Annotated in this window: 12 protein-coding genes; 8 read left to right on the forward strand and 4 right to left on the reverse strand. The window is 62.1% G+C overall.

Annotation, left to right across the window (positions count from 1 at the left end; translation table 11 throughout):
* The 4 genes from recF to dnaA all read right to left on the reverse strand — a co-directional run bounded on the left by recF (window position 1) and on the right by dnaA (window position 4,742).
* Window positions 1-1,104 carry a DNA replication/repair protein RecF gene (gene recF, locus DWX58_RS05470; protein ID WP_118641948.1) on the reverse strand — a complete coding sequence of 368 codons (1,104 nt, stop codon included), beginning with the start codon at window positions 1,102-1,104 and terminating at the stop codon, window positions 1-3.
* Window positions 1,101-1,316 (reverse strand): RNA-binding S4 domain-containing protein, encoded by a 216-nt coding sequence (locus tag DWX58_RS05475; RefSeq protein WP_118641949.1) that lies wholly within the window; start codon window positions 1,314-1,316, stop codon window positions 1,101-1,103. Before DWX58_RS05475 ends, recF begins: the two co-directional genes overlap by 4 nt.
* Before the next feature lie 80 nt (window positions 1,317-1,396).
* Window positions 1,397-2,503 (reverse strand): DNA polymerase III subunit beta, encoded by a 1,107-nt coding sequence (dnaN, locus tag DWX58_RS05480; protein WP_118641950.1) that lies wholly within the window; start codon window positions 2,501-2,503, stop codon window positions 1,397-1,399.
* A 925-nt stretch (window positions 2,504-3,428) separates the two neighbouring features.
* Complete coding sequence (gene dnaA, locus DWX58_RS05485; protein WP_118641951.1) at window positions 3,429-4,742, reverse strand: chromosomal replication initiator protein DnaA; 1,314 nt, start codon at window positions 4,740-4,742, stop codon at window positions 3,429-3,431.
* Between the two features lie 420 nt (window positions 4,743-5,162).
* On the opposite strand from dnaA, the gene rpmH reads away from it, so the two are divergent.
* The 8 genes from rpmH to DWX58_RS15855 form a co-directional block, all read left to right on the forward strand.
* Window positions 5,163-5,297, forward strand: coding sequence for a 50S ribosomal protein L34 (rpmH, locus tag DWX58_RS05490; protein ID WP_023346672.1), 135 nt, complete (start codon window positions 5,163-5,165; stop codon window positions 5,295-5,297).
* A gap of 187 nt (window positions 5,298-5,484) precedes the next feature.
* Window positions 5,485-5,841: a ribonuclease P protein component gene (rnpA, locus tag DWX58_RS05495; protein ID WP_118641952.1), complete on the forward strand. Its 357-nt coding sequence runs from the start codon at window positions 5,485-5,487 to the stop codon at window positions 5,839-5,841.
* The gene (yidD, locus tag DWX58_RS05500; protein WP_207664069.1) at window positions 5,838-6,056 is read left to right on the forward strand and encodes a membrane protein insertion efficiency factor YidD; all 219 of its coding nucleotides are present in this window, start codon (window positions 5,838-5,840) and stop codon (window positions 6,054-6,056) included. Before rnpA ends, yidD begins: the two co-directional genes overlap by 4 nt.
* Window positions 6,057-6,094: 38 nt before the next feature.
* Window positions 6,095-7,519 carry a YidC/Oxa1 family membrane protein insertase gene (gene yidC / locus DWX58_RS05505; RefSeq protein WP_118641954.1) on the forward strand — a complete coding sequence of 475 codons (1,425 nt, stop codon included), beginning with the start codon at window positions 6,095-6,097 and terminating at the stop codon, window positions 7,517-7,519.
* Window positions 7,520-7,521: 2 nt separating this feature from the next.
* Window positions 7,522-8,547, forward strand: coding sequence for an RNA-binding cell elongation regulator Jag/EloR (gene jag / locus DWX58_RS05510; RefSeq protein WP_118641955.1), 1,026 nt, complete (start codon window positions 7,522-7,524; stop codon window positions 8,545-8,547).
* 1,300 nt (window positions 8,548-9,847) lie between these two features.
* Window positions 9,848-11,164 (forward strand): aminotransferase class V-fold PLP-dependent enzyme, encoded by a 1,317-nt coding sequence (locus DWX58_RS05515; protein ID WP_118641956.1) that lies wholly within the window; start codon window positions 9,848-9,850, stop codon window positions 11,162-11,164.
* A gap of 81 nt (window positions 11,165-11,245) precedes the next feature.
* Entirely contained in the window at window positions 11,246-12,172 is a 927-nt protein-coding gene (locus DWX58_RS15850; protein ID WP_118641957.1) for a DNA polymerase III subunit, read from the forward strand.
* Between the two features lie 39 nt (window positions 12,173-12,211).
* On the forward strand, window positions 12,212-13,231 hold a 1,020-nt coding region (locus DWX58_RS15855; RefSeq protein ID WP_118641958.1), incomplete at its 3' end, for a stage 0 sporulation family protein.

Here is a 13,231-nt window from a genome sequence, read left to right on the forward strand (position 1 = left end):
TTATATCAGCTTCCCGCCCTGGATATGGAAGGCTCTTCCACCCTCCAACCCCTCTAATTTTTCCTCTTCACAGCAGGTGATAAACACCTGACCGCCTCGAATCCGGTTCAAAACAAAGGCCTGCCGCCGGGCATCCAGCTCACTGAGCACATCATCCAGCAGCAGCACCGGCCACTGGCCGGTCTCCTCCTGAAAAATCTCCCGCTGGGCCAATTTCAAAGACAGCGCCGCCGTCCGGGTCTGTCCCTGGGAGCCGTAAGTCTTGGCGGACAACCCGCCGATCTCCACCACCACGTCGTCCTTGTGGGGCCCGGACAGACACTGCCGGGAATCCAGCTCCGCCTGCCGGTGGTGCTCCTGATGGTCCAGCAGCATGGGCAGCAGCTCCCGGGGCGCCTTCAGCGGGTCGCCCACCGTGGACACCGTCTGATATTGAAGCCCCAGCTCCTCCCGCCCGCCGGAGAAGTCGGCGTGAATGGCGGGAGCGTGCTCCCGCAGCCGCTTCACAAAGTGGGCCCGGTAGTGAATGAGGATGGCCCCGGTCTGAGCCATGCGCAGGTTAAAGTCGTCCAGAGTCTGGAGCAGGGATGGATTTTCCGGCCAATCCCGCAGAATCCGGGTCTTGTGCTCGTAGAGGCGGTTATATTCCGCCAATGCGGCGGCATACCTGGGCCGCAGCTGGCAAATGGCGCTGTCCAGAAATTTCCGCCTGGCCGCGCCCCCCTCCCGGATGAGGTAGAGATCCTCGGGGCAGAAGAGGACGGTATTGAGAATCCCGCTGAGCTCCCCGGCGGTCTTGAGCCGCACCCCGTTGGAGTAGAGCTGCCGCCCTTTGCCCCGGAAGAGCTTGGCCTCCAGGGTAAAGTCCCTCTCCCGGCTCTCGATCTCCCCCTTGAGAAAGGCGGAGTCCACGCCCATCATGATAAGCTCCTTATCGTACCTCGCCCGGTGGGACCGGGCGGAGGACAGGTAGGCGATGGCCTCCAGCAGGTTGGTCTTTCCCTGGGCGTTGTCCCCGTAGATGAGGTTCACCCGTGGGTCAAAGGAGGCCTCCAGATGGGTATAGTTGCGGAAAAAGTCCAGCTCCAGGCCCTTGAGCCTCATGTGACCACCAGCTCCAGCTCCCCGTCAATGGCGGCCGTGTCCCCGGGGCGCATCTTCTTGCCCCGCATGGTACAGACCTCGCCGTTGACGGACACCCGGCCCTCCTGAATAATCAGCTTGGCGTCTCCGCCCGTCTCCACCGCTCCGGCGAACTTCAAAAGGTCCTGGAGCTTGATGAATTCGGTATGAATCTTAATTTCTTCTCTCTGCATACAAACACCACGTTTCCGTCCCCGGCAGCTGCCGGGGACTTCTCATGTCATGCGTCCGGCTGAGCCGGGCGCTTTTTTTCTCAGTTGGCCTTCAAACGGACCGGCAGCACCATATAGATGAAGTTCTCCTCCCCCTCGGCGGGCAGGATGACGCAGGGAGCCACCCCAGAGGTAAACTCCAGCCGCAGCCGGTCGGCGGGGGCGTTTTTCAGCGCGTCCATCAGGTACTTGTTGTTGAAGCCGATCTCCAGTCCCTCGCCGTCGCCGGTTATGGGGCACTGGTCGGCGGCGTCGCCGATGGAGGTGCGGGTGGTGATGGACACCATGCCGTCCCCGAAGACGCAGCGCAGGGGGCTCTTCAGCTTCTCGCTGATGATCAGGGACACGCGGTCAATGGACTGGAGGAGGGAACGGGTGTCCACCTCCACCTTGATGGAGTTGTTGCGGGGGATGGCGTTTTTGTAGGGCAGGAATTCGCCCTCCAGACGCCGGGCCACCAGCACCATGTCTCCCGCCCGGAACATGACGTGGCGGGCGCCCTGGGTGATGGTGACGGTGCCCTCGCCGGAGCAGATCTTCTCCACCTCGCTGAGGGCGGAGCCGGGCACCACGAAGGAGAAGCAGGCGTTGCTCTGGCGCTCCTGGATGGGCTCCCGGCGCAGAGCCAGGCGGTAGCCGTCCACTGACACCACCGTCAGGCCGTTTTCGTCCACATCAAAGAGGGAGCCGGTGTGAATGGGGCGGCTCTCGTTGTCGCTGACGGCGAAGAGGGTCTGGGAGATCATGGAGCGCATGGTGGGCTGGGAGAGGACCAGGCCGTTCTGCTGGTCCACGGAGGGGAGCTCGGGGAACTCCTCCGGGTCGGTGCCCAGAATGTTGAATTCACTCAAACCGCACTTGATGTTGACGGTGTAGCCGCTGGAAGAAAATACCACCATGTCGTCGGGCATCTTGCGGACGATCTCGCCGAAGAGCCGGGCGGACAGCACCAGGGAGCCTTTCTCCAGGATTTCCGCCGGAACGGTGGCCTGAATTCCGGTTTCCAGGTTATAGCCGGTGAGGCGGAGGCGTTCGCCGGCTTCGATGAGGATGCCCTCCATGGCGGGGATGGAGCTTTTGGCCGCCACCGCCCGGGAGGCCGCCGCCACGGCGGCCGACAGCAGGGCCTTCTCGCAGGAAAATTTCATGGTACTTCCTCCAGTCTGGTTTTCTCTCTCTCCGGGGAGAGGATTAGGATCTTTTTTAGTAACAGTCTTAGTAGGCAAAAAAGATGTGGAAAAGTGTCTCCAGCCTTAGAGCCCCAAGGGAAAGAGCGTCCACAGGCATTGTGGAGGAATTTTGTCGCTTTCCACACGCAAGAAAATGAAAGGGAGTTTTCCACTTTTGTCCACAAACATTCCACATTTTACTGTGGAGAATTGGGGAAAGAGTGGGGAGAAAAAATTGAGGGGAAGGGGGATTTCGATTTCCCTCCTGATAGAAATTCCATCCCCTTGAAACGACCAATCTCGTCCTCGCGGACTACATATCGTTCGCCTCGCCCTAAAGGGCAAGGCTCATTCATTCCGTCGCTCGTCCTCTCCCAATGGAACCCGCTACGCTGGGCTTCCATTGGGTTCCCGCTGCGGCCCCCCTATTGGATGTACCCCCGGGGGTGGCGGTGCCCTGAAAAGTTCAGCGGGAAATCGAACGAGGTAGGTAACGAGCAACGCTGGCGGGTGCAGCCCTGGAATGCAGGTGCGTCTCACAGCAGGTTTCCGTCAATCCAGTGTGCGTCCCGATGACGGAGCCGTTCATCTGAGCCCTTCCGCGAGGGCAAAAAGGCAGGCGCGTCGTCTCTTGTAGAAGCAGGTGATCATTCAATCACTTCTTAGCGGCAGCGATTGGCGCCTAGATACGCATCCTGGGCTTTTCCCGCGCCGATAAGGTATCTGAAACCTTCTTGATGGCTCCCCACGTAAATATATGGGGGTCCGGGGGCAGGCGGGATAGGGCATTGTAAATGCCCGTGAGCCGCCCCCGGCGGGTTTTTGGTTCCTTTTGCACCGCTGCAAAAGGAACTCGCCCGCAGGCGAAATCCTCACGCACTCTTTTGTAATGCAGGATAGATTCTTATTCGTACCGGATATTGATATTTGCGGTAATATCCTTGATAATCTCGGCCTTTTCCGGGTCGGTCTTGACCAGCTCCTCCACGCGCTCCAGGGAGTGCAGCACGGTGGTATGGTCACGGCCCTCAAACTCCTTGCCAATCTCCTTCAGAGACAGGTTGGTCATTCGGCGGATGAGGTACATGGCGATCTGCCGGGCCAGGGAGATGTCCTTGGCACGTCCCTGTCCTTTCAGAACGCCGGGCTCGATGTTGTAGAACTTGCAGACCTCGTCAATGATGACCTCAGCGGTGGGCACGATGTCCGACTTGTCCTTGAACATGTCCTTCACGGCCCGGACCACGGTCTCCTTGTCCACGGCGTCGCCCATCAGGTCCTGATAGGCCATGATCTTGTTGACGGTGCCCTCGATCTGCCGCACGTTGGCGGTGATGTTCTCGGCAATAAGCTGGAGCAGGAACTCCGGCAGCTCCACCCCCATGCGGATGGCCTTGTTCTTGATGATGGCCATACGGGTCTCATAGTCCGGGGGCTGAATGTCCGCCAGCAGACCCCACTCAAAGCGGGTTTTCAGACGGTCCTCCAGCCGGAGCATCTCCTTGGGGGGACGGTCGGAGGTGAAGACGATCTGCTTTTTCAGCTCATAGAGGGTGTTGAAGGTGTGGAACATCTCCTCCTGAGTGGAGTCACGGCCGGCGATGAACTGCACGTCGTCCATGAGAAACACGTCAGCGCCCCGGTATTTCTCCCGGAACTCCTGGTTCCGGCCTTCCCGGATGGCCTGAATGAGCTCGTTGGTGAAGGTGTCGCCCTTGATGTAGACCACCTTGTACTCAGGGTGGTTGTCGTGGATGGTGTGGGCGATGGCGTACAGCAGGTGGGTCTTGCCAAGGCCCGACTCGCCGTAGATGAAGAGGGGGTTGTAGCTGCGCCCGGGGGCGTCGGCCACGGCCCGTGCGGCGGCGTGGGCGAACTTGTTGGAGGAGCCCACCACAAAGCGCTCAAAGGTGTAGTCCTCGGTGCCGGGGAAGAAATCCTCCTTCTGGGGCTTCTGATAGGTGGTCAGCTCGCCCTCGGTGAGCACCACCACGTCAAAGTCGGCGGAAAAGAGCTCGTGCAGGGCCTTCTGGATGTAGCTGACGTATCGGGAGGCAATAATGTCCCGTTTGAACCGGGTGGGGGAGTAGAGGATAAACCGATCCTCCTCCAGGGCCACGGCGCTGGTGTCGTCAAACCATGTATTGATGGTGGTGGAGGTCATGTCGGGCTTCATCAGCTCCAAGACCTTGTCCCACACGTCTGCGGCAGGGTTCATGCCCAGTCCTCCTTAAAAACTTGGAAAGCGCCTTCTCCGCAGGGAGAAGGCGGCTTGTTTCTCCATGAAAAAGTAGACAGAATAAATCCAATTTATTATACCAAAAATCAGCTCTCCCCGCAAGGATTTCGCCCTATTTTTTTATAATAAGGTATCCCCTTTTTCTGACAGGTTGTGTGGGGCTTGGAAAAGGGGTACAAGATGTTGAAAGAGGTGGGGGGATGGCAGAAAATTTCGGGAAAAGGAACCAAAAAAGTGGTTGACACGGAGTTACTTCATCATCTATAATAAGTGGCGCGTCCTTTCAGGGACGGGATTTGTCCTGCCCGGAGACGCACAAGACCAAGCAGACCGCAGCTCGCAACCGAGCTGTTGTTGGACCGGGAGAGCCGGTTTAATTCAGATGAGGAGGTGTCCCCCATGCTTCGTACCTATCAGCCCAAGAAGCGCCAGCGTTCCAAGGAGCACGGCTTCCGCAAGCGCATGGCCACCCGCAATGGCCGCAAGGTTCTGGCCCGCCGCCGCGCCAAGGGCCGCGTCCGTCTGACCCACTGATGCCCGGGGCCCTGAGGCCCTGAGCAGGTGAGTTCCGACAGGACCGGATTGGCCACGGAATGGGACGTGAGGACACAATTGGCATACATCGCGCAGGGGCGTGGGAGGTTTTCCCCCGCCCCATACCTGCATACGGAGAAAAATGGGGCCTTGTGCCCCATTTTGTCCCAAAGACCGGAGGAGCGAAATGAAGCACACCGTTGCGCTGAAACAGAATCATGAGTTCCGCCGCCTGTACGCCAAGGGAAAAAGCGCGGTCAGCCCTTACTTTGCCATCTACTGCCGCCAGACCCGCCGCCCGTACAGCCGCCTGGGAATTACCACAGGGGTGAAGCTGGGCAAGGCGGTGAAGCGCAACTACGCCCGCCGCCGCATCCGGGAGCTTTACCGCACCAACGAGGACAAGCTCCTGCCCGGCTACGACGTGGTGGTGGTGGCCCGGTACCGTATCCTTACCGGCCAATATGCCGACGCCCAGCGCAGCTTTCTCCAGCTGATGAAAAAGCTGGGGCTGCTGCAGCCCAAAAAGGAGGGAGGAGCGTGAAAGCGGTCCTCCTGGCCCTGATCCGGTTCTATCAGCGGCAAATCTCCCCCATGCGCCCCCCCTGCTGCCGGTTTATTCCCACCTGTTCCCAGTATGCCCTGGAGGCGGTGGAAAAGTACGGCGCAATCAAAGGGGGCTGGCTGGCCTTTCGCCGGGTGCTCCGGTGCCAGCCCTTCCACCGGCAGAAGTCCATCGAGTACGACCCCGTACCCTAGTCCCCTCTGTCGGCCATTAAATTTATGGAGGTTACATTGTGGGTATTATCCTGACGCCCTTTGCCTGGCTGCTGCTGCGCTTTTATGACTTCTGCGGCTACGGCCTGGCCCTGATTCTGTTCGCAATCGTGGTCAAGACCATCCTCTTCCCCGTCACCCTGAAGGGCAAGAAGAGCATGATTCAGACCACCATGCTCTCCGGCAAGATGCAGCAGCTGCAAAAGCAGTACGGCAAGGACCGGGAGCGCTACAACATGGAGGTACAGAAGCTCTACGAGAAGGAGAAGGTCAACCCCATGGGCGGCTGCCTGTGGTCCCTCATCCCCATCGCTCTGCTGATGGTTCTGTACTTCATCATCCGTGAGCCCCTGACCTACTTCATGGGCCTCAACGCCGACCAGATCGCCACTGTGGCTGAGATCACCGGTGTGGCCAACTCCGGCGCCTATCCCCAGATCGCCATGGCCAGTGCCCTGAGAACCCCTGAGGTTCTCTCTGCCGTCCAGGCCGCTCTGGGCGAGGCTGGCAATAACGTGTTCGCCATGAACTTCCACTTCCTGGGCATTGACCTGTCCGCCATCCCCAGCTGGAAGTTCTGGGAGGGCGGCCTGAAGTGGGCCACCGTGGGCCTGTTCCTGCTGCCCCTGTTCTCCACCGTCGTGTCCTTCCTGTCCATGAAGGTTTCCATGGCCACCAACAAGATCAACCAGCAGACCCAGAACGACCAGATGGACCGCACCAACAAGGTCATGATGTACACCATGCCCCTGATGACCGTGTGGATCGGCTTCACCGTGCCTGCCGGCCTGTCCATCTACTGGGTGGCCCAGTATTTCGTCACCATTATTCAGGAGATTATCTGCTCCAAGATGCTCAAAAAGGACTATGAGGCCGCCCGCAAGGCCGCCGAGGAGCGCGAGCGTCAGGAGAAGGAAGACGAGAAGCGCCGCAAGGAGGAAGCTCGTCTGGAGCGCGCCCGCCGCATTGAGGAAGAGAAGAAGAACCGCGGCAAGAAGAAGCCCGCTCAGAAGAAGAAGGACGAGGAGCCCGACCAGGAGGGCGTGAACAAGAACGACAGCCGGGAGGGCATCCGTGCCTATGCCCGGGGCCGCGCCTATATTCCCGACCGCTTTGGCGGCGTGACTCCCTACAAGGATCCCGATGAGCTCATGTGGGATCAGCTGAAGGCCGCCGAGGAGAAGCGGAAGCAGAAGAAGGAGCAGGCCAAGGAGCAGGCTCCCGCCCCCGAGCAGGTCCAGGAGCAGACTGCCCCCGAGACCGCTGAGACCCAGGCTCTGGAGAGTGCCCCCGCCGAGACTCCGGCGGAGGAGACCGCCGCCCAGACCCCTGCCGCCCCTGAGACCGAATCCGCCGCTCCCGTGGAGATGGAAGAGGTTGAGGTTGAGGTAGAGCAGGTCGAGGTGGAAGTGGACGACCAGGATGACCGCAAGGAGGGTGTCTGACCATGAGAAAGTGGATTGAGACCACCGGGCGTTCCGAGGAGGACGCCATTGCGGCGGCTCTGTTCCAGCTGGGTCTGGAACGGGACGACGTGTCGGTGGAGGTTATGGAGCGTGCCAAGTCCGGATTTCTGGGCTTTGGCAGCAACCCGGCCAAGGTCCGGGTGAGCTATGAGGAGGAGAACGGGGTCCCCAAGCCCATCAAGGATCCTCTGGAGGAGGACCTGTTCGCCGCCGTGAAGGAGGCGCCCAAGGCTCAGCCCAAGCCCGCCCCTGTGGTGGAGCAGAAGGCCGCCCCCGTTTCCGCCCCTGTGGAGGAGACGGTGCTTGCCGCCGCCCCTGTCCAGGAGGCCCCCAAGGAGGAGGCCCCTGTGGAGGAGGAGACCATCCTGGCCGCTAAGCCGGGCTGGGAAGCTCCAAAGCCCCGCCGTGAGGCCCGGCCCCGCCGGGAGCGGCAGGAGAAGCCCCGTCACGCCAGGAACGAGCTGCAGGAGGGGGATGAGGTCATCATCGGCGCTCAGGAGCCCCGTCCGGCTCCCGCCCCCATTCTGGACCCGGCCAGCCCGGACGACCAGAAGGCCCAGCAGATCGTCACCTTCCTCACCGGCCTGCTGGAGCGGCTGGAGGTGGAGGCTGTGCCCCAGGTGCTGGGCGGCCCCGAGACCGGATATAAGGTGATTCTCCAGGGTACCGGCCTGGGGGCCATCATCGGCCGCCGGGGCGAGACGCTGGACGCCATCCAGCAGCTGACCAACTACGCCGTCAACCACGGCCAGTCCAAGCGGGTCCGCATCCACGTGGACGCCGAGGGCTACCGGGCCAAGCGGGAGGAGTCCCTCCAGCGCCTGGCGGTGAAGGTGGCCGGCAAGGTAGTCAAGTACCGGAAGAATATGACTCTGGAGCCCATGAACGCCTATGAGCGCCATGTGATTCACTCTGCTCTGCAGGAGTATCCCGGTGTCACCACCTATTCCACCGGTGTGGAGCCCAACCGCCGCACTGTGGTGGCCTACGCCCCCGATCAGCGCTGAGGCTGTTTTTCCATGATTTTATGTGAGCGCCTGCTGTTGCCGTGTCCCGGCCCGGCAGGCGCTCCCGCTTTCTTGCCCGCTTTCTTGAAAGAAAGCTTGGCAAAGAACTTTGTGCGAAGCTCCGCTTCGCCTCTGCGCCCGTAAGGAGGGGCCGGGCAGACGCATCCCTTTCCCTCGCCTTTGGGTTTTTCCTACTTTCGTAGGGGCGGATGCACTCATCTGCCCGCTCAGGTTTATGTTACGCCCCGCCGCGCTTCGCACTTCACTTCCGTAGGGGTGGATATGATCCGCCCGTCATTCTGGAACCGCATCAAGTTTCTTGGGGTGGGTAGGGGCCGATGTCTCATCGGCCCGCTATAACAGGTTTGCGCCTCTTCGTAGGGGCGGATGATCCCTACCCCCTCTGGACTTCGCCCATCTCCCCCTGATAGGGGGAGTCGGCCTCATCCGCCCGCCGTGTCGGGGCGCAAGACGGTGCACAGGGGGATTTCGCCTGCGGGCGACCTACTTTGCCCGTGTCGGCAAAGTAGGCAAAACGCCACCGGGGGATGGCGTCTGGAAAAACACTTCGTGTTTTTATGCCGCCTCCCTACCCCCTCTGTCTCGCTTTGCTCGACATCTCCCCCTGACAGGGGGAGTCGGCCCCCGGACCCCCATTTATTTTACGGGGGAGCCATCAAGAAGGTGGAACATACCCAGCCGGCGCGGGAAAAGCCCAGGATTGGTGTCTAAGTGCCGACCGCTGCCGCTAAGAGGCGGTTGAATGACCACCTGCTTCTACAAGAGACAACGCGCCTAACTTTCCACCCTCGCGGGAGGGCTCAGGTGAACGGTTCCGTCACCGGGACGTGCGCGGTATTAACGAAAACGCGCCGTAAGACGCACCCGCGTTCCAGGGCTGTACTCGCCAGCGCGTTTCGTCACCTGCCTTTTTCAATTTTCTGCTGAACGGTTCAGGGCACCACCAGCCCTCGGGGGGTACATCCAATAGGGGGGCCGCAGCCCCCCTGATTGGTCGTTTTAAGGAGGGGGGATTTCAAAGGGGGGAGGGAAATCGAAATCCCTCCCACCTTTGACGGTTCTTTGGTAACTTTCTGTCCGTACAGAAAGTTACTCGCCCGGGGGCGAAATATTCTTTTTCTTTTGGCTTATAGAACACGTTAACCCGGACGGCCACAGGCCGCCCCTACGAAGTATGCCCTGATGGGCTGGCGCACACTGTGCGCCCCTACAAAGAATTCCCCTTTTTCCCGCAAACAGTTCAACACCCCATTCCAAATTTCACGAAGGGAGCCCCGCCATGCCCACACCCCTTTACGACGCATTGAAGGCCTATTCCTCCAGTGCCCACTCCCGTTTCCACATGCCCGGCCACAGCGGGAATTTCCTCCCCGCCCCGGAGCTTCAACCCCTTGCCCCTCTGGACGTGACCGAGGTGCCCGGCACGGGCAACCTCTACGAGGCCGGAGAGCCCTTCGACTCCGCCCAGGCCCTGTGGGCCCAGGCCGCGGGCTTTGACCACTGCCAGTTCCTCACCGGCGGCTCCACCATGGGCCTGCACACCGGCCTTGCCCTGCTGGCCACACCCGGCTCCACCGTGCTGGTGGACCGGGGGTGTCACCGCTCGGTGTTCCACGCCATGGCTCTGCTGGACCTCCACCCCGTGTACCTGGAGCGTCCCTGGCTCTCTGGGGAAAATCTCACCGGCCCCTTCACCCCGGAGCAGGTAGCAAACACCCTGAACAACCACCCGGAAATCAAAACGGTTTGTATTACCTCTCCCGCATATTCCGGGGTGTTGTCGGATATCCCCGCCATTGCCCGGGAAATCCACGCCCACGGCGGGCGGCTGCTGGTGGACGGCGCCCACGGCGCCCACCTGCCCTTCCTGGGTGTGGACGCCTTTGGGGAGGCGGACTGTGTGGTGGTCTCCGCCCACAAGACCCTCCCCGCCATGGGCCAGACCGCCCTGCTCTTTACCCGGGGATTGGACCCCCACCGGGTGCGGCGCATGGCTGCGGTGTACGGCACCTCCAGCCCCTCCTATCCCATGATGGCCTCCCTGGATTTGGCCCGGGACTGGCTGGAAGGGGAGGGGAGAGCGGCCTGCCTCCGTACGTCCCGGAGAGTGGCCCAGCTGCGGAAGAAATTCCCCAGCCTGCGCCCCGGCCCCGGCTTTGCCTTGGACCCCTGCCGCTTCACCCTGAAGGTGCAAAACGGCCCCGCCTTTGCCCGCGCCCTGGAGGAACGGGGAATTTACCCGGAGATGGAGGACGGGGGCCATGTGGTGTTCATCTGCACCGCCTGCCACCGGGAGGAGGACTTTGACCGTCTGGAAAAAGCCCTGGAGGAGTTAAAGGACGGTCTGGGGGACTGCCAACCCCTGCCCGCCCCGCCCCTGCCGGAGCAGGTCCGCACCCCCCGGGAGGCCCTCTTTGCCCCCACCGAGACCCTGCCTCTGGAGGCCTGTGAGGGCCGCATCGCCGCCGCCCCCCTGGCGCCCTATCCCCCCGGCGTGCCGGTGGTGGCTCCCGGGGAGCGCATTGGGAAAAAAGAACTTTCCTATTTGGCCCGAATCGGCTATAATAATCCCAGAGTGGCGGTTCAGAAGGACTAAGCCCTCACCCCAGGGGCAGATTGCGGAAACCATGTCCCTTTTTATACACCTGCCCCAGGGGCAAAAGCGAGGAAATTACCTATGGATATTTCAGCCCTGGCGGGCAACCCCCGCCTGAAGGAGCTGCTCTCCCAGCGGGAGGGGGGGCGTGGCCTGTCCCACGCCTATCTCATCTCCGGCCCTGTGGGGTCGGGGCGGCACACTCTGGCCCGGCTGCTGGCCCAGGCCATGCTGTGCCAGGGGGCAAACAAGCCCTGTGGACAGTGCGGGCCCTGCAAAAAGGTGGCCGCCGGCATCCATCCCGACGTCATCATAGCCGCCGGCGATGGGGACAAGCCCATCAGTGTGGACCAGGTGCGCTCCCTCCGGGCGGACGCCTACGTGCGGCCCAACGAGGGAGAGCGGAAAATTTATCTGCTGGAGGGGGCGGACCGGATGAACGCCGCCGCCCAGAACGCCATGCTCAAGCTGCTGGAGGAGGGCCCGGAGTACGCCGCCTTCCTGCTGCTGGCGGAAAACGCCGGGGCCGTGCTGCAGACGGTGCGTTCAAGGTGTGAGGAGTTGTCCCTCACCCCCGTGAACCCCAAGGAGGCCCTCACCTGGCTGGAGGGGCGGTTCCCCCAGAAGAGCCGGGAGGAGCTTCAGAAGGCGGCTTTGGACTGTCAGGGCCTGCTGGGCCGGGCGGTGGAGGCCCTGGAAGGGGGCGGCGAGGCCAGCCGGGAGCGAAGCGCCCTGGCTCGGCGGCTGTGCGACGCCATGACGGGCACGGACGAGGCGGTCCTCTTCGAGGCCTCCATGGTGCTGGACAAGCTGGGCAAGGAGGAGCTGCCCCGCTTTTTGGACGAGCTGGAGGTGCAGCTGGGCACCCGTGCCGCCCAGGGCGGCGACCGGAAGCGGCTTCTCCAGGGGGTGGAGCTGGTGCGCACCCTGCGGGGGGCGGCCCGGCTCAACGCCAATCCGGGCCAGCTGGCGGGCTGGCTGTGCGCGGGCATGTTCTGTCCCGATTGAAGGCCGGGGATGACCCGGAAGTAAGGAGCGAATGGACTCATGATTGAGATTATCAGCGTCCGCTTTAAAAGCGGCGGCAAGCAATACTATTTTAACCCCGACGGAAAGCAGTTCCAGGAGGGGGACGGGGTCATTGTGGAGACCTCCCGGGGGGTGGAGCTGGGCACCTGCAGCCAGGGCAACACCCTCATTGACGAGATGGAGCTCACCGCTCCTCTCCGCCCGGTGATCCGGGCGGCCACGGAGGAGGACCACAAGACCCTGGAGAAGAACAAGGAGAAGGAGCAGAAGGCCTTCCAGATCTGCCAGGAGAAGATTGCCCAGCACGGCCTGGACATGAAGCTGGTGGACGTGGAATATAGCTTCGAGGGGAATAAGGTGCTCTTCTTCTTCACCTCGGAGGGCCGTGTGGACTTCCGGGCCCTGGTGAAGGACCTGGCTGGGGCCATCCACGCCCGCATTGAGCTTCGGCAGATCGGCGTGCGGGACGAGGCCAAGATGCTGGGCGGCCTGGGCATCTGCGGCCGTCCCTTCTGCTGCAGCCAGTTTTTGGACGAGTTCCAGCCGGTGTCCATCAAGATGGCCAAGACTCAGAACCTGTCCCTGAACCCCACCAAGATTTCCGGCACCTGCGGGCGGCTCATGTGCTGCCTCAAGTACGAGCAGGAGGCCTATGAGGACCTGGTGAAGAGCGCCCCCAAGCAGGAGTCCTTTGTGGAGACCCCCGACGGGGCGGGCACGGTGTCCAGCGTGAACCTGCTGCGCCAGACGGTGCAGGTGCGGCTGGAGTCCGCGCCGGAGACCCCCAAGTGCTACCACAACTGTGAGCTGTGCGTCATCCGCAACGGCAAGGGCAAGCGGCCCGAGGGCTATGTGGAGCCCCCGCTGGAGGAGCTGGCCAAGCTGCGCCGCCCCGCCCAGGAGGAGGCCCCGGTGTCTCAGCCCCAGGAGGGCAGCCTGGCTGCCGCCCTGGAGGCGGTGTTCCAGCGCAGCGCCCAGGCCAGCGCCGCCCCGGCACCTGCGCCCGCTCCCACTCCCGCACCCGTCCAGGCGGAGAGC

Origin of the sequence: Pseudoflavonifractor sp. AF19-9AC (assembly GCF_003478995.1) — a bacterium.
In the GTDB taxonomy this organism is placed as follows: Bacteria; Bacillota; Clostridia; order Oscillospirales; family Oscillospiraceae; genus Lawsonibacter.